The organism is Pseudomonas sp. 14A (genome assembly GCF_018132745.1).
GTDB classification, from domain to species: Bacteria; Pseudomonadota; Gammaproteobacteria; order Pseudomonadales; family Pseudomonadaceae; genus Aquipseudomonas; species Aquipseudomonas mercuritolerans.
This window is the reverse complement of record NZ_JAGRQJ010000017.1, coordinates 58464-80319: the sequence shown is the minus strand read 5'-3', so window position 1 is coordinate 80319 and position 21856 is coordinate 58464. Positions and strand designations below refer to the sequence as shown.

At 60.5% G+C, this 21856-nt stretch carries 21 protein-coding genes; 16 read left to right on the top strand and 5 right to left on the bottom strand.

The window, feature by feature from the left end; all coding sequences use genetic code 11:
- Window positions 1-20: 20 nt before the first annotated feature.
- The 3 genes from cgtA to PS14A_RS21390 all read left to right on the top strand — a co-directional run bounded on the left by cgtA (window position 21) and on the right by PS14A_RS21390 (window position 2978).
- Complete coding sequence (gene cgtA / locus PS14A_RS21400; protein WP_016773122.1) at window positions 21-1244, top strand: Obg family GTPase CgtA; 1224 nt, start codon at window positions 21-23, stop codon at window positions 1242-1244.
- 137 nt (window positions 1245-1381) lie between these two features.
- Window positions 1382-2500, top strand: a complete 1119-nt coding sequence (gene proB / locus PS14A_RS21395; RefSeq protein WP_212617170.1) for a glutamate 5-kinase — start codon at window positions 1382-1384, stop codon at window positions 2498-2500.
- A gap of 10 nt (window positions 2501-2510) precedes the next feature.
- Window positions 2511-2978, top strand: coding sequence for a CreA family protein (locus tag PS14A_RS21390; protein WP_041477794.1), 468 nt, complete (start codon window positions 2511-2513; stop codon window positions 2976-2978).
- 184 nt (window positions 2979-3162) lie between these two features.
- Here PS14A_RS21390 and rpsT read toward each other — a convergent pair whose 3' ends face one another.
- Window positions 3163-3435: a 30S ribosomal protein S20 gene (gene rpsT / locus PS14A_RS21385; RefSeq protein ID WP_003228351.1), complete on the bottom strand. Its 273-nt coding sequence runs from the start codon at window positions 3433-3435 to the stop codon at window positions 3163-3165.
- A gap of 252 nt (window positions 3436-3687) precedes the next feature.
- Here rpsT and murJ point away from each other — a divergent pair, with 252 nt between their 5' ends.
- From murJ to ispH, 6 genes are all read left to right on the top strand, one after another.
- The gene (gene murJ, locus PS14A_RS21380) at window positions 3688-5226 is read left to right on the top strand and encodes a murein biosynthesis integral membrane protein MurJ (protein WP_016773124.1); all 1539 of its coding nucleotides are present in this window, start codon (window positions 3688-3690) and stop codon (window positions 5224-5226) included.
- Window positions 5227-5355: 129 nt separating this feature from the next.
- A complete protein-coding gene (gene ribF / locus PS14A_RS21375; RefSeq protein WP_016773125.1) occupies window positions 5356-6294 on the top strand; it encodes a bifunctional riboflavin kinase/FAD synthetase in 939 nt (312 codons plus the stop codon).
- A gap of 13 nt (window positions 6295-6307) precedes the next feature.
- A complete protein-coding gene (gene ileS / locus PS14A_RS21370; RefSeq protein WP_130910969.1) occupies window positions 6308-9139 on the top strand; it encodes an isoleucine--tRNA ligase in 2832 nt (943 codons plus the stop codon).
- A complete protein-coding gene (gene lspA, locus PS14A_RS21365; RefSeq protein ID WP_130910968.1) occupies window positions 9132-9644 on the top strand; it encodes a signal peptidase II in 513 nt (170 codons plus the stop codon). The genes ileS and lspA overlap by 8 nt, the downstream gene beginning before the upstream one ends.
- On the top strand, window positions 9637-10089 hold the full coding sequence (gene fkpB / locus PS14A_RS21360) for an FKBP-type peptidyl-prolyl cis-trans isomerase (protein WP_064364108.1): 453 nt from the start codon (window positions 9637-9639) through the stop codon (window positions 10087-10089). The genes lspA and fkpB overlap by 8 nt, the downstream gene beginning before the upstream one ends.
- A gap of 152 nt (window positions 10090-10241) precedes the next feature.
- The gene (gene ispH, locus PS14A_RS21355) at window positions 10242-11186 is read left to right on the top strand and encodes a 4-hydroxy-3-methylbut-2-enyl diphosphate reductase (RefSeq protein WP_137215615.1); all 945 of its coding nucleotides are present in this window, start codon (window positions 10242-10244) and stop codon (window positions 11184-11186) included.
- Here ispH and PS14A_RS21350 read toward each other — a convergent pair.
- Window positions 11143-11712, bottom strand: a complete 570-nt coding sequence (locus tag PS14A_RS21350; protein WP_212617169.1) for a GspH/FimT family protein — start codon at window positions 11710-11712, stop codon at window positions 11143-11145. The two genes, ispH and PS14A_RS21350, sit on opposite strands and share 44 nt — an antisense overlap.
- A gap of 130 nt (window positions 11713-11842) precedes the next feature.
- Here PS14A_RS21350 and PS14A_RS21345 point away from each other — a divergent pair, with 130 nt between their 5' ends.
- From PS14A_RS21345 to thiO, 7 genes are read left to right on the top strand one after another with little or no spacing between them, the layout of a single operon-like run.
- Window positions 11843-12316, top strand: a complete 474-nt coding sequence (locus PS14A_RS21345) for a GspH/FimT family pseudopilin (RefSeq protein ID WP_130910966.1) — start codon at window positions 11843-11845, stop codon at window positions 12314-12316.
- Window positions 12313-12762: a type IV pilus modification protein PilV gene (pilV, locus tag PS14A_RS21340; RefSeq protein WP_016773132.1), complete on the top strand. Its 450-nt coding sequence runs from the start codon at window positions 12313-12315 to the stop codon at window positions 12760-12762. Before PS14A_RS21345 ends, pilV begins: the two co-directional genes overlap by 4 nt.
- Window positions 12759-13472, top strand: coding sequence for a prepilin-type N-terminal cleavage/methylation domain-containing protein (locus tag PS14A_RS21335; protein WP_212617168.1), 714 nt, complete (start codon window positions 12759-12761; stop codon window positions 13470-13472). Before pilV ends, PS14A_RS21335 begins: the two co-directional genes overlap by 4 nt.
- Before the next feature lie 10 nt (window positions 13473-13482).
- Complete coding sequence (locus PS14A_RS21330; RefSeq protein ID WP_039761677.1) at window positions 13483-13962, top strand: PilX N-terminal domain-containing pilus assembly protein; 480 nt, start codon at window positions 13483-13485, stop codon at window positions 13960-13962.
- Entirely contained in the window at window positions 13949-17038 is a 3090-nt protein-coding gene (locus PS14A_RS21325) for a PilC/PilY family type IV pilus protein (protein WP_212617167.1), read from the top strand. The genes PS14A_RS21330 and PS14A_RS21325 overlap by 14 nt, the downstream gene beginning before the upstream one ends.
- A gap of 15 nt (window positions 17039-17053) precedes the next feature.
- Entirely contained in the window at window positions 17054-17455 is a 402-nt protein-coding gene (locus PS14A_RS21320; RefSeq protein ID WP_122706060.1) for a type IV pilin protein, read from the top strand.
- A 57-nt stretch (window positions 17456-17512) separates the two neighbouring features.
- Window positions 17513-18613 (top strand): glycine oxidase ThiO, encoded by a 1101-nt coding sequence (thiO, locus tag PS14A_RS21315; protein WP_212617166.1) that lies wholly within the window; start codon window positions 17513-17515, stop codon window positions 18611-18613.
- Window positions 18614-18705: 92 nt separating this feature from the next.
- Here thiO and PS14A_RS21310 read toward each other — a convergent pair whose 3' ends face one another.
- The 3 genes from PS14A_RS21310 to PS14A_RS21300 are packed head-to-tail and all read right to left on the bottom strand — an operon-like array spanning window position 18706 to window position 21852.
- On the bottom strand, window positions 18706-20052 hold the full coding sequence (locus tag PS14A_RS21310) for a sigma-54 dependent transcriptional regulator (protein ID WP_212617165.1): 1347 nt from the start codon (window positions 20050-20052) through the stop codon (window positions 18706-18708).
- Window positions 20049-21629 carry an ATP-binding protein gene (locus tag PS14A_RS21305; RefSeq protein WP_212617164.1) on the bottom strand — a complete coding sequence of 527 codons (1581 nt, stop codon included), beginning with the start codon at window positions 21627-21629 and terminating at the stop codon, window positions 20049-20051. The genes PS14A_RS21310 and PS14A_RS21305 overlap by 4 nt, the downstream gene beginning before the upstream one ends.
- On the bottom strand, window positions 21619-21852 hold the full coding sequence (locus tag PS14A_RS21300; protein ID WP_212617163.1) for a PP0621 family protein: 234 nt from the start codon (window positions 21850-21852) through the stop codon (window positions 21619-21621). The genes PS14A_RS21305 and PS14A_RS21300 overlap by 11 nt, the downstream gene beginning before the upstream one ends.
- Window positions 21853-21856: the final 4 nt, after the last annotated feature.

The window sequence follows — 21856 nt, the reverse complement described above, 5'->3', positions numbered from 1 at the left end:
TACGGCGAGAGGCGTTGGTTATGAAGTTTGTTGATGAAGTATCGATTCGCGTAAAGGCCGGTGACGGTGGCAACGGTGCCATGAGTTTCCGCCGGGAAAAATTCATTGAAAACGGCGGCCCGAACGGCGGTGATGGCGGTGACGGCGGTTCCATCTACATGATGGCCGACGAAAACCTCAACACCCTGGTCGACTACCGTTACACCCGTCATTTCGATGCCGAGCGTGGCTCCAACGGTGGCAGCACCGACTGCACCGGAAAGAAGGGCGAAGACCTGATCCTGCGCGTGCCGGTCGGCACCACCGTGATCGACTCTGCCACTCAGGAAGTCATCGGCGACCTGACCAAGGCCGGTCAGAAACTGATGGTAGTGCAGGGCGGCTGGCACGGTCTGGGCAACACCCGTTTCAAATCCAGTACCAACCGTGCACCGCGTCAGACCACGCCAGGCAAGCCGGGCGAGCAGCGCGACCTCAAGCTGGAAATGAAAGTGCTGGCCGACGTCGGTCTGCTGGGCTTGCCGAACGCCGGTAAAAGTACCTTTATCCGTTCGGTCTCGGCCGCCAAGCCGAAAGTCGCCGACTACCCGTTCACCACGCTGGTGCCGAACCTGGGTGTGGTCAGCGTTGATCGCTGGAAGAGCTTCGTCATTGCCGACATTCCGGGGCTGATCGAAGGCGCTTCCGATGGTGCTGGCCTGGGCATTCGCTTCCTCAAGCACCTGGCGCGTACGCGTCTGCTGCTGCACCTCGTCGACATGGCGCCACTGGATGATTCCAGTGCTCCGGACGCGGCTGAAGTGATCGTCAACGAGCTGATCAAATTCAGCCCGTCGCTGGCCGAGCGTGATCGCTGGCTGGTGCTGAACAAGTGCGACCAGATCCTTGAAGAAGAGCACGATGCTCGGGTCAAGGAAATCGTCGATCGCCTGGAATGGACTGGTCCGGTGTACGTGATCTCGGCCATCGCCAAGATCGGTACTGAGCGTCTGTGCCACGACATCATGCGTTACATGGAAGACCGTGCCGATCGCCTCGCCGCAGATCCTGCGTACAAGGAAGAACTGGCCGATCTCGACCAGCGTATCGAAGACGAAGCCCGTGCGCAGTTGCAGGCGCTGGACGACAAGCGTGCCCTGCGTCGCAGCGGCGTGAAGTCGGTCCATGACATCGGCGACGATGACTGGGATGAAGAAGATGTGGATGACGAAGACGGTCCGGAAATCATTTACGTGCGTGACTGATCCGTTGCGATAAACTTGAACGCCGCTCAATCGAGCGGCGTTTTAGTATCCGGAAATCGATCGTTGGTCAGCAATCGCCACGATTAACGTCACGGGCAGTGCCAGGTCGCGCTGCCCTCAAGCTAAGGTTGAAGATGATGCGGAGCAAGGTGACAGGTGCGCAGCGTTGGGTCGTGAAGATCGGCAGCGCTTTGCTGACAGCTGACGGCAAGGGGCTGGATCGCGCGGCAATGAGTGTCTGGGTCGAGCAGATGGTGGCGCTGCATGAAGCGGGCGTCGAGCTGGTGCTGGTGTCCTCCGGGGCGGTAGCGGCCGGCATGAGCCGCTTGGGCTGGACTGCGCGACCCAGTGCCATGCACGAGCTGCAGGCGGCCGCTGCAATCGGTCAGATGGGGCTGGTGCAGGCGTGGGAGTCGAGCTTCGCCGAGCATGGCCGGCACACTGCGCAGATTCTCCTGACCCACGACGACCTCTCCGACCGCAAGCGCTACCTGAACGCCCGCAGTACCTTGCGTGCGCTGGTCGAGCTGAAAGTCATTCCGGTGATCAACGAAAACGACACTGTGGTCACTGACGAAATCCGTTTCGGCGACAACGACACGCTGGCGGCGCTGGTGGCCAATCTGGTCGAGGCCGATCTGCTGGTGATCCTTACCGATCGCGACGGCATGTTCGACGCCGATCCGCGCAACAATCCCGAAGCGCAGCTGATTTATGAAGCGCGCGCCGATGATCCGACGCTGGATGCGGTCGCCGGCGGTACCGGCGGTGCGTTGGGGCGTGGCGGCATGCAGACCAAGCTGCGCGCGGCGCGACTGGCAGCGCGTTCCGGTGCGCACACCATCATTGTCGGTGGGCGGCTTGAGCGCGTGCTCGATCGCCTGAAGGTGGGCGAGCGCATTGGCACGCTGCTGTCGCCTGAGCGCGGCATGCTCGCGGCGCGCAAGCAGTGGCTGGCCGGTCATTTGCAAACCCGTGGCACCCTGGTGCTGGATGAGGGGGCGGTGTCGGCGTTGTCCAAGGGCAACAAAAGTCTGCTGCCGGTGGGGGTGAAACTGGTTCAGGGCAGTTTCCGTCGCGGTGAGATGGTCGTCTGTGTGGCGCCGGATGGTCGCGAGATTGCTCGTGGTCTGGCCAATTACAGCGCCCTGGAAGCGCAAAAAATCATCGGTCAGTCGTCGGATGCGATTGTCGGTTTGCTCGGTTACATGGCGGAGCCGGAACTGGTTCACCGTGACAACCTGATTCTGGTCTAAGGAAAATTCGATGCGTGTAGCGAAAGGATTGTTGGGCCTGCTGATGGCGATGCCATTGCTGGTTTCGGCCGAAGAGATCGGTCAGGTGTCGACCGTGTTCAAGTTTGTCGGGCCGAATGACCGGATCGTGGTCGAGGCGTTCGACGATCCGAAAGTCGAAGGCGTGACCTGCTACCTGTCACGCGCCAAGACCGGTGGGGTGAAGGGTGGTCTCGGTCTGGCCGAGGATCGCGCCGAAGCCTCGATCGCTTGTCGCCAGGTCGGACCGATCAAGTTCAAGGGCGAGCTGAAGGACGGCGACGAGGTGTTCAAGGAGCGCACCTCGCTGGTGTTCAAGACCATGCAGGTGGTGCGTTTCCTCGACAAGAAACGCAACACGCTGGTGTACCTCGTCTACAGCGATCGCTTGATCGAGGGTAGCCCGCAGAATGCCGTGACTGCCATCCCGATCCTGCCGTGGGTGCCGGTCCAGCAATAAGCGTCACCAATCCGAACTGTGGGGGCGAGCCTGCTCGCGAAGAGGTCATGTCGGTCGATAGAAATATCAACTGACAGATCGCATTCGCGAGCAGGCTCGCTCCCACATTTTTTTGCCTGTTGCTTGTTAAATCACAGGCAATAAAAAACCGACCCTGAGGTCGGTTTTTTAATGACTACGTCGATTAAGCGGCTTCTTTCAGCGCTTTGACGTGGCCATTCAGACGGCTCTTATGACGAGCAGCCTTGTTCTTGTGGATGATGCCTTTATCGGCCATACGGTCGATAACTGGCACAGCCAGAACGTATGCAGCTTGAGCTTTTTCAGCGTCTTTTGCGTCGATGGCCTTAACTACATTCTTGATGTAGGTACGAACCATGGAACGCAGGCTGGCGTTGTGGCTGCGACGCTTCTCAGCCTGTTTTGCACGTTTTTTGGCGGAAGGTGAGTTGGCCACCGTCGAGCTCCTCGAAAGACTTTTTAGGAAATAGCAAACAAAATAGGCCGCGAATCATGCCGATGAAGACTTGTCTTGTCAAGGGCACTTGAATCGTTCCGCTAAGTGGTAGGTATAAAGAGGCGGGATATTTATTTCCGGCGCTTGACCTGTAAACTCGCGAGCTTTGGCTCTGTGCTGTTGCGGCGCGGAGTATCGCACAAGTAGGCGCATTGTTCGCCTGCTGTTTATCGACAGGCACAAACTCTCTCAATGAATCTGCTCAAATCGTTGGCCGCCGTCAGCTCTATCACGATGCTTTCCCGGATTCTGGGTTTTGTTCGTGACACGCTGATCGCGCGGACATTCGGCGCCGGGATGGCCACGGATGCCTTCTTTATTGCGTTCAAACTGCCCAACCTGCTGCGGCGCATTTTCGCCGAGGGGGCGTTTTCCCAGGCGTTCGTGCCGATCCTTGCCGAATATAAAAGCCAGCAGGGCGAAGAGGCGACGCGCACCTTTATCGCCTATGTGTCGGGCCTGCTGACGCTGGTGTTGGCGGTTGTAACGGCGCTGGGCATGATCGCCGCGCCTTGGGTGATCTGGGCCACGGCCCCCGGTTTTACCGATACCCCGGAGAAATTCCAGCTCACCTCCGATCTGTTGCGGGTGACCTTTCCTTATATATTGCTGATCTCACTGTCGTCGCTGGCCGGCGCGATCCTCAACACCTGGAACCGCTTCTCGGTGCCGGCCTTCGTGCCGACTCTGCTCAACGTCAGCATGATCGTGTTTTCGCTGTTCCTCACGCCGTACTTCGATCCACCGGTCATGGCCCTTGGCTGGGCGGTGCTGGTCGGCGGTCTGGCGCAATTGCTGTATCAGCTGCCGCACCTGAAAAAGATCGGCATGCTCGTGCTGCCACGCCTGAACCTGCGCGACAGCGGCGTGTGGCGGGTGATGAAGCAGATGCTGCCGGCGATTCTCGGTGTTTCGGTGAGTCAGATTTCATTGATCATCAACACCATTTTCGCCTCGTTTCTGGTCGCAGGTTCGGTGTCGTGGATGTATTACGCCGACCGTTTGATGGAATTGCCGTCGGGTGTGCTGGGTGTGGCGCTCGGCACGATTCTGCTGCCGACACTGGCCAAGACCTACGCCAGCAAGGATCGCCACGAATACTCACGGATCCTCGACTGGGGCCTGCGCCTGTGCTTTGTGCTGGTGCTGCCGTGTGCGCTCGCATTGGGGATTCTTGCCGAACCGCTGACCGTTTCGTTGTTCCAGTATGGCCAGTTCAGCGGCTTCGATGCCGAGATGACCCAGCGTGCGCTGATTGCCTATTCGGTCGGCCTGCTCGGGATTATCGTGATCAAAGTGCTGGCGCCGGGCTTTTATGCGCAACAGAACATTCGCACCCCGGTGAAAATTGCAATTTTTACGCTGGTCTGCACGCAGTTGTTCAACCTGGCGTTGATCGGCCCACTGGCCCACGCCGGCCTTGCCTTAGCGATCAGTGCCGGTGCTTGCCTGAACGCCGGGCTGCTGTTCTATCAACTGCGCAAGCAGAAGATGTATCAACCGCAGCCCGGCTGGGGCAAATTCGGCTTCAAGCTGGTCGTTGCAGTGACCGTGATGTCGGCGGTGTTGCTGGCCGGCATGCATTTCATGCCCGCGTGGGATGAGGGGCATATGCTCGAGCGCTTCCTGCGCCTGGGCGCGCTGGTGGTGGCCGGTGTGGTGGCGTATTTCGGTATGTTGCTGCTGCTGGGTTTCCGTCTGCGCGACTTCAATCGCAAGGCCTTGAGCTGAGGTTTCAGCCTTCATGAGCAGGCATGGGCCGGCGGTTTTGTCGGCTCGTTCACTTTGCGTTACGGTGTTGCCTGTCGTCGGCCGTCGGGTGTGGTTATAATCGACCACTTTATGAGCAAGAAGCGCGTTATGCAGCTGGTTCGAGGCCTCCACAACTTGCGCCCCCAGCATCGGGGCTGCGTCGCCACTATTGGCAACTTTGACGGTGTTCACCGTGGTCACCAGGCTATCCTGGCCCGGCTGCGTGAGCGTGCGCTCGAGTTGGGCGTACCCAGCTGCGTGGTGATTTTCGAGCCGCAGCCACGGGAGTTCTTTGCTCCCGACACCGCACCGGCACGTCTGGCGCGGTTGCGCGACAAACTGCAGTTACTGGCCGCTGAAGGCGTCGACCGGGTGCTGTGCCTGGCGTTCAACCAGCGGCTGAGCAAGCTCAGCGCCAGTGAGTTCGTCGATACCATTCTGGTCGATGGCCTTGGCGTGCAGCATCTGGAGGTCGGTGATGATTTCCGTTTCGGTTGCGACCGCCTCGGCGATTTCGATTTTCTGATGCAGGCCGGGCAGGTTCACGGTTTCACCGTCGAAGCGGCGCAAACCGTCGAGCTGGACGGCATTCGCGTCAGCAGCACGCAGGTGCGCAACGCCTTGGCTGCGGCCGATTTTGCCTTGGCCGAACGCTTGCTCGGCCGTCCGTACCGCATCGCCGGTCGCGTGCTGCATGGTCAGAAACTGGCCCGGCAACTGGGCACGCCCACTGCCAACATTCAACTCAAGCGTCGTCGCGTGCCGTTTACCGGGGTGTATCTGGTGAATGTCGACATCGACGGCAAGACCTGGCCCGGCGTCGCCAATATCGGCGTGCGCCCCACGGTGCAAGGAGATGGCAAAGCCCACCTCGAGGTCCATCTGTTAGATTTTGCCGGCGATCTGTATGACCGGCGTTTGACGGTGGTTTTCCACCAAAAGCTGCGTGAAGAGCAGCGCTTCGCCTCTCTGGAGGCATTGAAAACGGCGATCAATGCGGATGTCGCCACCGCCCGTGCACTAGCCGCACCTAGCGCCCATCGCTAATGAAGAGCCTTAAATGACCGACTATAAAGCCACGCTAAACCTTCCGGACACCGCCTTCCCAATGAAGGCCGGCCTGCCACAGCGCGAACCGCAGATCCTGCAGCGCTGGGACAGTATTGGCCTGTACGGAAAGTTGCGCGAGATTGGCAAGGATCGTCCGAAGTTCGTCCTGCACGACGGCCCTCCGTACGCCAACGGCACGATCCACATCGGTCACGCACTGAACAAGATTCTCAAGGACATGATCATCCGCTCGAAAACCCTGTCGGGTTTCGACGCGCCGTATGTCCCGGGCTGGGATTGCCATGGCCTGCCGATCGAGCACAAGGTTGAAGTGACCCACGGCAAGAACCTCGGCGCGGATAAGACCCGCGAGCTGTGCCGTGCCTACGCCACCGAGCAGATCGAAGGGCAGAAGTCCGAGTTCATCCGTCTCGGCGTGCTGGGCGACTTCGCCAACCCGTACAAGACCATGAACTTTACGAACGAGGCCGGTGAAATCCGCGCCCTCGCCGAAATCGTCAAGGGTGGCTTTGTCTTCAAGGGCCTCAAGCCGGTGAACTGGTGCTTCGATTGCGGTTCGGCTCTGGCTGAAGCGGAAGTCGAGTACGAGAACAAGAAGTCCTCGACCATCGACGTTGCGTTCCCGATCGCTGATGAAGCCAAACTGGCTGCCGCGTTCGGTCTGGCCTCGCTGAGCAAACCTGCTGCGATCGTGATCTGGACCACCACCCCGTGGACCATCCCGGCCAACCAGGCGCTGAACGTGCACCCGGAATTCAACTATGCCCTGGTCGATATCGGCGACAAGCTGCTGGTGCTGGCTGAAGAGCTGGTCGAAGCCTGCCTGGCGCGCTACGGCGTGGAAGGTTCGGTCATCGCCACCACCACCGGTAAAGAACTTGAGCTGATCAACTTCCGTCACCCGTTCTATGATCGTCTGTCGCCGGTGTACCTGGCTGACTACGTCGAACTGGGCGCTGGCACCGGCGTGGTTCACTCCGCCCCGGCCTACGGTGTGGACGACTTCGTGACCTGCAAGAAATACGGCATGGTCAATGACGACATCCTCAACCCGGTGCAGAGCAACGGCGTGTACGTGCCGTCGCTGGAATTCTTCGGCGGCCAGTTCATCTGGAAGGCCAACCCGGCCATCGTGGAAAAACTGACCGAAGTCGGTGCGCTGATGCACACCACCGTCATCGAACACAGCTACATGCACTGCTGGCGCCACAAGACCCCGCTGATCTACCGCGCCACCGCGCAGTGGTTCATCGGCATGGACAAGGAGCCAACCAGCGGCGACACCCTGCGCGTGCGCTCGCTCAAAGCCATCGAGGACACCAAGTTCGTTCCGGCCTGGGGCCAGGCGCGTCTGCACTCGATGATCGCCAATCGTCCGGACTGGTGCATCTCGCGTCAGCGCAACTGGGGCGTGCCGATCCCGTTCTTCCTCAACAAGGAAAGCGGCGAGCTGCACCCGCGTACCGTCGAGCTGATGGAGGAAGTCGCCAAACGCGTTGAAGTCGAAGGTATCGAAGCCTGGTTCAAACTCGACGCTGCCGAACTGCTCGGTGATGAAGCGCCGCAGTACGACAAGATCAGCGACACCCTCGACGTCTGGTTCGACTCGGGCACCACGCACTGGCACGTTCTGCGCGGTTCGCACCCGATGGGCCACGAGAGCGGCCCGCGCGCCGACCTGTACCTGGAAGGTTCCGACCAGCACCGTGGCTGGTTCCACTCCTCGTTGCTGACCGGTTGCGCCATCGACAACCACGCGCCATATCGCGAACTGCTGACTCACGGTTTCACCGTCGACGAGTCCGGGCGCAAGATGTCCAAGTCGCTGGGCAACGTGATCGCGCCGCAGAAGGTCAACGACACCCTGGGCGCCGACATCATGCGTCTGTGGGTCGCTTCGACCGACTACTCCGGCGAAATGGCGGTGTCCGAGCAGATCCTGCAGCGCAGCGCCGATGCCTACCGTCGTATCCGTAACACCGCGCGCTTCCTGCTTTCCAACCTGACCGGTTTCAACCCGGCCACCGACCTGCTGCCGGCTGAAGACATGCTGGCGCTGGATCGCTGGGCGGTGGATCGCACGCTGCTGCTGCAACGCGAGTTGCAAGAGCACTACGGCGAATACCGTTTCTGGAATGTGTACTCGAAGATCCACAACTTCTGCGTGCAGGAGCTGGGTGGTTTCTACCTCGACATCATCAAGGACCGCCAGTACACCACCGGCGCCGACAGCAAGGCCCGTCGCTCGTGCCAGACCGCGCTGTTCCACATCTCCGAAGCGCTGGTGCGCTGGATCGCGCCGATCCTCGCCTTCACTGCTGACGAACTGTGGCAATACCTGCCGGGCGAGCGTAACGAGTCGGTCATGCTCAACACCTGGTACGAAGGCCTGACCGAGCTGCCGGAAGGCTTCGAGCTGGGTCGCGCCTACTGGGATCGCATCATGGAAGTGAAGGTTGCGGTCAACAAAGAGATGGAAATCCAGCGCGCGGCGAAAGCCGTCGGTGGCAACCTGCAGGCCGAAGTGACGCTGTTTGCCGAAGAGGCGCTGAGCGCCGATCTGGCCAAGCTGAGCAACGAATTGCGCTTTGTCCTGATCACCTCGACTGCCAGCGTCGCACCATTCGTGCAGGCTCCGGCCGATGCAGTGGCTACCGAAGTCAGCGGTCTGAAACTGAAGATCGTCAAGTCGGCGTTCCCGAAATGCGCACGTTGCTGGCATTGCCGTGAAGACGTCGGCGTGAACCCGGAACATCCGGAAATCTGCGGGCGTTGCGTCGACAACATCAGCGGCGCTGGCGAGGTTCGTCACTATGCCTGATGCCATTGGCCGTTTCGGACGGCTGAGCTGGCTGTGGTTGAGCTTGCTGGTTCTGGTCATTGACCAGGCCAGCAAGTACTACTTCGAAAGCAAGCTCGAAATGTTCCAGCAGATCGTGATCATTCCCGATCTGTTCAGCTGGACGCTGGCCTACAACACCGGCGCTGCCTTCAGCTTCCTCGCCGACAGCTCCGGCTGGCAGCGCTGGCTGTTTGCGCTGATCGCGATTGTGGTCAGTGCGGTGCTGGTGGTCTGGCTCAAGCGTTTGGGTCGCAACGACACCTGGCTGGCCGTCGCCCTGGCGCTGGTGCTGGGTGGCGCGCTGGGCAACCTGTATGACCGCGTTGCCCTGGGCCATGTGATCGACTTCATCCTGGTGCACTGGCAGAACCGCTGGTATTTCCCCGCGTTCAACATTGCCGACAGCGCGATTACCGTTGGCGCGATCATGCTGGCACTGGACATGTTCAAATCGAAGAAAACCGAAGAGGCTGCTCATGACTGAACCGCTATCGACTGAGCAACGCATCGGCCAGAACACCGAAGTTACGCTGCACTTTGCCTTGCGCCTGGAAAACGGTGACACCGTCGACAGTACCTTCGACAAGGCGCCGGCGACCTTCAAGGTCGGCGACGGCAACTTGCTGCCGGGTTTCGAAGCCGCACTGTTCGGCTTCAAGGCCGGCGACAAGCGCACCCTGACCGTCGAGCCGGAAAACGCTTTCGGTCAGCCGAACCCGCAGAACGTGCAGACCATCCCGCGTTCGCAGTTCACCGACATGGAGTTGTCGCCGGGTCTGCTGGTGATCTTCAACGATGCGGCCAATACTGAATTGCCAGGTGTGGTGAAGGAATTCGATGACACACAAGTGACCGTCGACTTCAACCACCCGCTGGCCGGCAAGACGCTGACCTTTGATGTGGAAATCATTTCCGTCAAAGCGCTATAACTGACTGTATAAGGTCAAATGTGGGAGCGAGCCTGCTCGCGAAAGCGGTGTGTCAACCAACAGAAATGTTGCAGGTGATGGCCCCTTCGCGAGCAGGCTCGCTCCCACAGTCTGTTTTCCATTGTTTTCGCGCGCAAGACACGAGGCACAGCATGCAAATCAAACTCGCCAACCCCCGTGGCTTCTGCGCCGGTGTGGACCGGGCGATCGAAATCGTCAACCGCGCCCTGGAAGTCTTCGGGCCGCCGATCTATGTGCGTCACGAAGTGGTGCACAACAAGTTTGTCGTCGAAGACCTGCGCAGCCGTGGCGCGATTTTCGTCGAAGAGCTCGATCAGGTACCCGATGACGTGATCGTCATCTTCAGCGCCCACGGTGTTTCGCAAGCCGTACGCAACGAAGCCGCCGGTCGTGGCCTGAAGGTTTTCGATGCAACCTGCCCGCTGGTCACCAAGGTGCACATCGAAGTCGCCAAATACAGCCGCGACGGTCGCGAGTGCATCCTGATCGGCCACGCCGGTCACCCGGAAGTCGAAGGCACCATGGGCCAGTACGATGCGAGCAATGGCGGCGCTATCTACCTTGTCGAAGACGAGAAGGACGTGGCCGAATTGCAGGTGCGCGATCCGGAAAGACTCGCCTTCGTCACCCAGACCACGTTGTCGATGGACGACACCAGCCGCGTTATCGATGCCCTGCGCACGCGCTTCCCGGCCATTGGTGGTCCGCGCAAGGACGACATCTGCTACGCCACCCAAAACCGCCAGGACGCCGTCAAGCAGCTGGCCGACGAGTGCGACGTGGTACTGGTGGTGGGCAGCCCGAACAGCTCCAACTCCAACCGTCTGCGTGAACTGGCTGAGCGCATGGCGACCCCGGCGTACCTGATCGACGGTGCCGAGGACCTGCAACAGAGCTGGTTCGACGGCGTCGAGCGCATCGGCATTACCGCTGGCGCCTCGGCGCCGGAAGTGCTGGTCCGGGGCGTGATTCAGCAATTGCAGGCCTGGGGCGCGACTGGTGCCGACGAGCTGGCTGGCCGTGAGGAGAACATCACGTTCTCGATGCCGAAAGAGCTGCGCGTCCGTTCGATCTGACGCTTCTGCTTTTGTCGCACAGCGCCTGCTCGGTTTCCTGACTGTTCAGGCGCACGCGACCGGTCGCCGCCAGCACGATCTGCCGCTGGCTGACCGGTTCGCGCGGCGAGCAGACGTGTATCGTCCCCGCCTGAAATCGCCGCCCCGGCATCAGCGGCTGCCCCAAATGACTGAACCGCACATAGCGGCTCACCCACCAGTTGCCGACAATCGGCACCTTCGCCTCACTGGCGCGTTCAACCAGCAGCGGATTGCTGCTGTCCTCCGGCCCCTTGCCGCTTCGATCCAGAATGATCCGCCAACCCTGACTCCAGTCGCCGTCGATGCCATGGATCACCACGCTCTGATTGTGCGTGATCGCCAGTGTGCGAGCGTGGCGGATGCCTTCGAGCAGCGACTGCGCGGCGTGATCGCGTTGAGTCGCTTGCTTGAGCGTGGCGAACGCCGGGCTGACCAGCAGCAGAACAATTGCGCCAATCGCCAGTCCCATAAGCAGTTCAATCAGGCTGAAACCGTGTTGCGGCATGAAAAATCCCTCCGTGGAATGGTATGAGCAGCGCAATCCGTGCGCCGCACAGAGCAAATCAGTCGGCGGGTGCCGAGCGAATGTTCTAGCGTGTAGAAGCAGGTATAGCCGACGGCAACGGAGGGCACCGATGGATCTTCGTACAAAAGGTTTCACGCTGGTCGAGTTGCTGGTCGCCATTGCGGTGTTCCTGATACTGATCACGCTGGCGGTGCCGGCCTTTACCCGTACGATCCAGAGCAGCAAGGCGGATACCGAAGTCGGCGACTTGCAGCGCGCGATCAATTTCGCTCGCCTCGAAGCGATCAATCGCGGCGTGACCACGCGATTGCGTCCGACCGCTGGCGGCAGTGTCTGGACCGGTGAGCTGGCGGTCTACGACAGCACTGGCAATCCGGCCAATGTGTTGCGGGTTGTTCCAGCGATGAGCAGCGGCGCGATTCTGACACTACCCTCAGGAGTGACCGCACTGGATTTCAACAACCTCGGCGGTCTGGCGGCACCGTCGACGGCGGTGGTCATCGGTTACACGCTGGGCACGCAAAGCAGGACGCTGAACGTGTGTTTGAACGGACGCATTCAACTGGGTGGAAATTGCGGATGAGGGCAGGGAGCAAAAACGCACAGGAGGGCATGACGCTGATCGAAGTGCTGGTCGCGCTGCTGATTCTGACCGTCGGGCTGTTGGGCGCAGCGGCGGTGCAGCTCAATGCGCTGAAGTACACCGACAGTTCGCGGATGACCAGTCAGGCCAGCTTCATCGCCTATGACATGATGGATCGCATCCGCGCCAATTCCGGCGCCAACTACACCGTCACGCCACCGACCTCGGGCAATCTCAGTAATGCGCGGGACCAGGACCTCTACGACTTCACCACCAACATCGCCAACTTCGGCGGCCCGACCGCGACAGGCAGCATCACCCTCAATCAACGGGTCTACACAATCACCATTACCTGGAGCGACGCGCGCGCGGCGAACGCTGCAAGTGCCCAGCGCAGTTTCGTCCTGACCAGCCGGGCGGCGGTCGATCCGGTGGCCACACCATGACGCGTTCCAACCGTGGTTTCGGTCTGATCGAGTTGCTGATTGCTCTGGCTTTGGGTTTGATCGTTGTACTCGGTGTGGTGCAGATTTTCATCGCCGCGAAAAACACCTACGTCAGCCAGAACAGCGCCGCAGCGATGCAGGAAGATGCGCGCTTCGTCCTCAGCAAAATGATTCAGGAAATCCGCATGGTCGGCATGTTCGGTTGTCTCGGCACCATCGTCGACTCCAGTTCTGCAGGGGATTTCAACACTGCGCAACTCATCCCGATCAGCTGGGATAACGCCAGTCTCAAGCTGACCATGGTCACCGCCGATGTCGGCAGCGGCGGGGGAACGCCGACCTGGACGGTGATTTCCGATTGTCGCAACAGCGCGGTCGCCTACAGCGGATTGCGCAGCCCGACCACGGGGCAGATTGCGTTCCCGATCCGGCGCCTGATCTACAGCTTCAGCAATAACCAGATCCTCATGGGCACTGGCAGCGGCAATCCGGTGCAGCAAGTGCTGGTCAACAATGTCAGCGCCTTCAACGTCACATTCGGTCTGGCCAGTTCGGCGACCGACGTCGCAGCCTCGACCTACAGCAGCAACCCTGGCGATCCCGCGCGCATCCGCAGCGTGCGCCTGAGCCTGACCCTCACCGACCCGAACAATCGGGTGCGCAATCAAACCTTCAACGTGGTTGCGGCATTGCGCAACCGCTTGCCATGAGGGGGCGGCGATGAGGATTTCCTTGCAACAACGTCAGGCCCAGCGCGGCATGGTCTTGTTGGTCAGTCTGGTGTTTCTGCTGTTGCTCACATTGATCGGTTTGTCCTCGATGCAGAGCGCCAACCTGCAAGAGAAAATGGCCGGCAGCGTCAGCTTGCGCAATCAATCGTTTCAGGCGGCCGAAGCGGCATTGCGTGTCGGCGAAAGTGCAGTACAACTGGACAGCTACTCATTGGCGGTGTGCAGCGGCACGAGTCAATGCCTGCCGCCAGCGGAGTCGTCAGTGGTCAGCTCGGCAGGTTTCAATTCGACCTCCGGGGTGACCTGGATCGCCGCCGGTAATGGCTTTTATGGCGTGCAGAACATCGGCACGACCCTGACGGCGGTGAACGTGCCGAGTAACACTTCGGCGACGTTGTATCGAGTCACTGCGGTCGGCATCGCCGGCAATTCGCGTAGCGTGGTGGAGAGTGTCTATGCGAAGTATTGAGCGCGGCGTGTCGCTGCTGATCGGCATGCTGCTGAGTTGTTACCTGGCGGCACCGGCCTGGGCTTTCACGCCTTCCGATTCGCCATTGCTGAGCGCGGCTGCGGTGGCGCCGAACGTGATGCTGCTGATCGACGACTCGGGGAGTATGAACAGCATCATCTACGCCGCCGGATTCGACCCGAACGTCAACCGCACTCCCGCCCGGCAGTGCAATGCCTTCCTCGGCTTGTGCTCTGCACTCAATGCGCCGCAGATTACCGGCGACACGGTGTTTCTATCGAGCCTGCCGACTTCCGGGTGCTCGGGAGGCGCCTATGCGTTCTACAACAACAGCGTGGCGCCGTTGTGCCTCAAGCTCCCAGACCCGGTAGGCAACGAGAACACTCGGTATTCCGCCGATTACATTTCCTACATAGTCAGCCTCGCCAACAGCACCGGCACCCGCGACTTCACCACGGGGGCGATTCCCAACGATTACCGGATGAACGTGGCGCGCAACGTTTCCACCGCACTGGTGAGCAGCAACCGCACCTTGCGCATGGGCCTGTCGACATTCAATCCGGCGACCAGCAGCAACCCGGGCAACGGCGGTTTCATCGCTCGCTCAATCACCGATTTGTCACCCGTCGCGGGCAACGTCACCCAAGCCCAGGCAGACACCAACTACAACGCGCTGATCTCATCGATCAACGGCTTGAACGCCGTGGCCAACACGCCATTGGCCGAGAGCTATTACGAAGTCACCCGCTACATGCGTGGTCTGGCGCCTTACTACAACGGCACGCCGGCGACCTATAGCAGCCCGATTCAATATCGCTGCCAGAAAAACTACGGCGTGGTGATTACCGATGGCTTGCCGACCTATGACCGTACCTTCCCGACCAACGATCCGCTGGGAGGCAGTCGCTTACCGAACTGGGATGGCGTGAATAACGATGGCGACAACCTCAACGGTGACGGCGAAGGTGACACGCTGTATCTGGATGACATTGCCAAATTCGCCTTCGACATCGACATGCGCTCGACCGGCACCGACGCCGCCGGCAAAAGCTGGAACGCAGTGGATTTTCCCAGGCAGTACATGAACACCTATACGGTTGGCTTCGCTGCGGATAATGACATGTTGTCCGACGCCGCCAGTTACGGGCAGGGCAGGTATTACCAGGCGACTGACAGCTCCGGGCTCAATGCGGCGTTATCGTCAGCACTGAGCGATATCACTTCCAAGGCCGGCTCCGGTGGAGCCGGCGTCGCCAGCAGCAGCACCTTGACCAGTGGCAGCAGTTTTTACCAGACCACTTACGATCCCAAGGATTGGCGCGGCACGATCAGGTCGTTCGGCTTTACCTCGACAGGCACGGTGAATACCTCGGCGGCGCAATGGTCGACCGACACCACTATCGTGCCCTCTGCCACCGCGCCGACTTTTCAGTCATGGAACACCGCGAGCAATACGCCAATTGCCCTGGCACTCCTCAACTTTTCCCCGACACAGCAGACTACGCTGAATCAGGGATTGCCTACCGGAATCAACGGCAATGATCTGGTGGAGTGGAGCAAGGGGACCAACAAGGCCGGGCTCAAAGTGCGCACTGCGCTGCTCGGCGACATCATCAATTCGCCGCTGGTACTCGCGTCGCCTTCGGACAAGACCGCATCCGATCTGACGGGTGACAGCAGTTACACCAACTACCTGACCACCAAGGCTGCGAACATGAATACCAGCCTGGTGGTGAACGCCAACGACGGTTTCGTCAACGTGATCAATTCGGCGAACGGCACTCGCCGTTATGCCTACATGCCCTCCAGCGTGCTGCCTTCGTTGCGGCTGATTGCGGATACCAACTACGTCAACGGCGTCAGCCACAAGTTTCTCGTGGACGGTCAGGTCGGCGTGTTCGATGCGCAGGCCGGCACTACCTGGAAAACCCTGGCCATTGGCGGAACGGGGGCGGGTGGCAAAACCTTCTATGGGTTGCAGCTGTTCGATGCCTCGGCAGGTAACGTGATCAAGGCACTGTGGGAAGTCAGTGCGCCGGCCACGGCCAATGCGTCGAATGCTTTCAATGATCTGGGTTACGCCTACGCCCGTCCGGAAGTGGCACGCTTGGCCAATGGTCGCTGGGCGACATTCATCGCCAACGGCTACGGCAGCAATTCGGGGGTTGCGGCTTTGTATGTACTGGATGCAATGGATGGTTCGCTGATCAGGAAAATCGTCATCGACAGCACGGAAACCAGCAACGGTCTGTCTTCGGTAAAACTCAGGGTCAATTCCTCGAACGTGGTGCAGGCTGCCTACGCTGGTGACCTGAAGGGGCGTATGTGGAAATTCGACTTGAGCGCACCCGGGGCAGAAAGCTGGGGCGTGGCGTTTGCCGGCAAGCCTTTGTTTACAGCCCCGGGTGGGGCAACGCAGCCGATTACTGCGCAACCGCTGCTGGCGGATAATCCGCAGGGCGGCAAGCAAGTGTTCTTTGGCACCGGCAAGTTCAACGAGACTGCCGACAAGAGCAACAAGGATCTGCAGGCGTTCTATTCGATCTGGGATGCAGAGGGTGGGGCCGGCCAAATCACCGTTAGCAGTTTGCAAGCGCAGGCGATTACCGGCTCGTTCTCCGGAAGTTCCGGGCAGTTCCTGACCACCAGCCAGAATGAAACGACGTATCCGGCAGAGAAAGGCTGGTATCTGCCGCTGGTGTATAACAACGTGCTGACCGGCGAGCGAGTGATCAACCAGGCCAGCATCGTGCTGGGGCGAGTCGTTTTTACCACCGCAAGCGTCGATACCACCGACCCGTGTTCGAGCTTTGGTACGGGCCGACTGGTCGAACTCGATGCGTTCAACGGTAAGATGCTCAACTACGCCGTGATCGACACCACCGGCGACCGTTTGGTCGACAGCAACGATACGATATCCAGCGGCGTGATTTTTACCGGCGGCATTCCGACCCTGAACTTCATCTCCGCTAACGGCGAGCGCAAGGGCACGACTGACACCAGCGGCGCGGTCACGGTCATTGTGGAAAAGGGTGGCGGCGGCAGCCGTCGTATCATGTGGCGACAAATCCAGTAAGCGAGAATTTGAGGCATGCGCAGATCCAGCCGAGGCTTTACCCTGATCGAGATCATGATCGTCATCGCGATTATCGGGATCATCCTCACCATCAGCATTCCCAGCTACAACGAATACGTGAAGAAGGGCCGTCGCGCCGAAGTAGTCTCGCTGCTCTCGGAGCAGGCACAGACCCTCGAACGCTTCTATACCCGCAACAATGTCTACACCGGCGTCACCGGGCTGAGCACGGGCAATGATTTCTACACCATCACCCCGACGCTGACCGACCAGACCTTTGTGCTGACTGCGGTGCGTAAAACCGGCTCGGCCATGGCGACCGACAAGTGCGGGGATTTCACCCTGACCAACACTGGCGTGCGAAGCATGAACAACGCGACCACCGGAGTGACCGCCAAGGATTGCTGGGGCCGCTGACGCATTCTTTTTCGGGCGCCTTTTGCGCCCACTGTCTTTTTTACGGTTGGATCAAACATGACCAGGCAACAGCAAGTGGTGATTGTCGGTGGCGGGGTGATTGGCCTGCTCACTGCCTACAATCTTGCCTCCGAAGTGCGCAGCGTAGTGCTGCTGGATCGCTCGAATGTCGGCCGGGAGTCATCCTGGGCTGGCGGCGGCATCGTTTCGCCGTTGTACCCGTGGCGCTACAGTCCGGCAGTCACCGCGCTGGCGCATTGGTCGCAGGATTTTTATCCACAGCTCGGCGAGCGCTTGTTTGCCGACACGGGGGTTGATCCTGAGGTACACACCACAGGTCTTTATTGGCTCGATCTGGACGATGAGGCCGAAGCGCTGGCCTGGGCCGAGCGGGAAAACCGGCCGCTGCGGGCTGTGGATATCTCGGCGGCGCATGACGCGGTGCCGGTGCTCGGCAGCGGTTTCAGCCGGGCGATCTACATGGCCGATGTCGCCAACGTGCGCAATCCACGGCTGGTCAAATCGCTGAAAGCCGCGCTGCTGGCGCTGCCGAACGTGACGATTCATGAACAATGCGAAGTCAGTGGCTTCGTCCGCGAGGGCGAGCGCGTGGTCGGCGTGCAGACTCCGACGGGCGTGATCAACGGCGACCAGATTGTGCTGACAGCGGGGGCGTGGAGCGGTGATCTGCTCAAGACGCTGAACCTGTCGCTGCCGGTCGAGCCGGTCAAAGGCCAGATGATTCTCTACAAATGCGCGGCTGATTTCCTGCCGAGCATGGTGCTGGCCAAAGGGCGTTATGCGATCCCGCGTCGCGACGGTCACATTCTGATCGGCAGCACGCTGGAGCACGAAGGTTACGACAAGACCCCGACCGACATAGCGCTGCAAAGCCTCAAGGCCTCGGCGATCGAATTGTTGCCGGCGCTGGCGGATGCCGAAGTGGTCGGACACTGGGCGGGGCTGCGGCCGGGGTCGCCGGAAGGCATTCCGTTTATTGGCCGGGTGCCCGGGTTCGAGGGGTTGTGGCTGAACTGCGGGCATTACCGCAACGGGCTGGTGCTGGCGCCGGCGTCGTGTCAGTTGTTTGCCGACGTGATGCTGGGGCGGGCGCCGATTATTGATCCGGCGCCGTATGCCCCTGAGGGCCGTATTTAGTCAGAGGCTGGTAGACCGCCTTCGCGAGCAGGCTCGCTCCCACAGGAATACTCATTCCAAATGTGGGAGCGAGCCTGCTCGCGAAGGGGCCTTTAATCCAGGCCCAACTTCTTCAGTCGATAGCGCATCGACCTGAACGAAAGACTCAACCGCTGCGCCGCCGCCGTGCGGTTCCAGCGGGTTTCCTCCAATGCCTGCAAAATCAGTTTGCGCTCGACGCTCTCCAGATAATCCTCGAGGTTGTCGATCTGTGTCAGATCGGCCATCGCCCCGTCCGCCGTGCAATTGCCTTCGCTCAAGCGCAGATCCTGCGCCTCGATCGTGCGGTTTTCACACAGGGTGTGCGCGCGTTCGAGAACGTTCTCCAGTTCGCGCACATTGCCGGGGAAGCGATAGTTCTTTAGCGCCTCCAGCGCTTGCGAATGCAGGCGTGCTTCGGGTTGTCCGGTGTCTTTGGCCAGGCGCTTGAACACGTGCATGGCAAGCGCCTCGATGTCGTCGCGGCGTTCGCGCAGGGACGGTACGCGCAGTTCGATGACGTTGAGCCGGTAATACAGATCCTGGCGGAAACGCTCGGCTGAAACTTCGGCTTCAAGGTCTTTGTGGGTGGCGCAAAGGATGCGCACATCCACCACCGTTTCCTGCTGGCCGCCGACGCTGCGCACGGCTTTTTCCTGAATCGCCCGCAGCAGCTTCACCTGCATCGACAGTGGCAGGTCGGCGACTTCATCGAGAAACAGGGTGCCGCCATGGGCCGCTTGAAACAGCCCCGGCTTGTCTTCGACGGCTCCAGTGAAACTGCCTTTGCGGTGGCCGAAAAATTCGCTTTCCATCAGCTCTGACGGAATCGCCCCGCAGTTCACCGGCACAAACGGCTGGCTGGCGCGCGGACCTTGTTCGTGGATCAGGCGTGCGACCAGTTCTTTGCCGCTGCCGGATTCACCGCTGATGTACACCGGCGCCTGACTGCGTGCGAGCTTGTCGATCTGCCTGCGCAGATTGGCCATCGGCGGCGAGTCGCCCAGCAAGCGTCGCTCGATTGCCGTGCTCAAGCCGCCCGCTGTCGGCAGGCGCAGCGCCGAGCTGACCAGTTCGCGCAAGCGCGGCAGTTCCACCGGTTTGGTGAGGAAGTCGAACGCCCCGGCCTTCAGCGCATTGATCGCAGTTTCCAGGCTTCCGTACGCCGTGATCATCGCCACCGGCAGGTGTGGAGCGCGTTGCTGAATGTGTTGCACCAGCTCCAGCCCGGTGCCGTCGGGCAGGCGCATGTCGGTCAGGCACAGGTCAAAGTGCTCGCGCTGCAACAGCGCCTGAGCTTCGCCCAGATTGCGTGCGCTGAAGGTCTCGAGTTTCATCCGTCCCAGGGTGATTTCCAGGAGCTCGCGGATATCCGGTTCGTCGTCGACGATTAGAATTTTTTGCCGTGGGCTTGTATTCAACTTTGTTTCCGTCCGTGAGCAAAAGTGATGCGAAAGCAGCCGCCGCCTTGGCGTGATTTGAAGTCTAGGCGTGCCTGATTGCTTTCGCACAGCTCACGGGACAGATAAAGGCCAAGGCCGGTGCCCTGGCTGCTGGTAGTGAAGAACGGCTCAAACAGATGCGCCTGTTCATCGGCCGACACGCCGGGGCCGTTGTCCTGCACTTCGAGCACTGCCAATTGGCTTTCGGGGTCGACAAACAGTGCCAGCCAGACGTCGGCCTGCTCGTGCAGTTGCGCACTGTGACGCCAGGCGTTGCGTATCAGATTGTCGAGAATCTGCCGCAGCTGGTTGGGATCCATCAGCGTGGTGAAATCGCCGGAATTGATTCGCAGATGAATGTGCTGGCGCTCGTTGGCCTGCTCGCGGGTTTCGCCGACGAAGTCTTCCAGCCACGGCTTGAGGTCCAGCCGTTGCGGCGCGCTTTGCTGGCGGCGGGACAGTTGCAGGACGTTTTCGATGACTCGGTTCATGCGCTGGGAGTGGTCTTGAATAATCTGCGTCAGACGCCGATCTGCGCTATCGAGTTCCTCGGACTCGGCCAACAGCTGTGCGGCATGACTGATCGCGCCCAGTGGATTGCGAATTTCATGGGAGATGCCGGCGGTCAAACGCCCGAGCGCAGCGAGCTTGAGTTGCTGCGCCTGTTGGGTGATTTGCGCCAGGTCTTCGAGAAACACCAGCGTCTGCTGGTTCGGACTCTGCTCAAGGGCGATGAAGCTGGGTTGCAGCTCAAGGCCATTGCCGGGGATTTTCAGGCTCTGCGGGCGCAAGGTCGGGTTGTTGCGCCACAGTTGCAGACGCTCGACCAGTGCTGGCGAATATTCGTCGATCAAATGACCTTGCAGGTGACTATGGCCGAGCAGACTCTGCGCACTGTGATTGGCCAGTTGCACCCGGCGTAGTTCGTCGAGCACCAGAATCCCCGTGCGCATGCGTTGCAGGATCAACGCGTTCAGCGCCTCCAGGCTGACCACCTCGCTGGCGCGCTGTTCGGCCAGGGTCTCGCTGACTTCGAGGCGACGAATCAACCCTTGTACCAGCAGCGAGGCGGCAAAGCACAGCGCGCCGAGGGTGCCGGCTTGCAAGTAGGCATTGGCGCTCAAAGGGCGGCTGAGCCCCAGCAGAAAGCTCAGGCCGACAATGCCGATCGCCGCAATGGCGGCAATCAGCAGGCCGATGCGTCGGCGCAGCAGGGTGTTGCTGATCGCCACCGAGACCACCAGCAAATTGCCCAGCGCACTGGCCACGCCGCCGGCCGCGTAGAACAGGCCGCACAACAGCAGCACATCGACAAGCGCCAGGGAGAACAACTGCGCCGGGCGCCGGGTGTTTTCGAGGAACACCACCAGCAGCATGTTGATGATCAGGTACAGCCAGCTGCCGCCGCGCAGCAGATCGTCGTTGGCCGACGTCAGCAGGCTGTTGTCCATGTTGCTGGAGATCAGCAGCACCAGGGTGATGCCGACACTTAACCGGTACAGGTGATAAAGGCGCAGCAGACGCTGAGCCTGTTTTTGGTCGGTCTCAGCGACCACTGGCGCCCGGGCCTTGCTCGAGATGAGCCTGGCTGCAATACCACAGTTGCTGGTTGCCCAGCGCGCGGTCGCGCGGCAGGTGCACGCCGCAGTGGGCGCAGCGCACCATCGGCGGCGCATCCTGTTCGCGCGGCGATCGGGTGGACGAGGCGGGGGCCTTGAATTTGCGCCAGAGCCAGATGGCGGCGAAGATCAGGACAATCCAGAACAATAAACGAAGCATGATG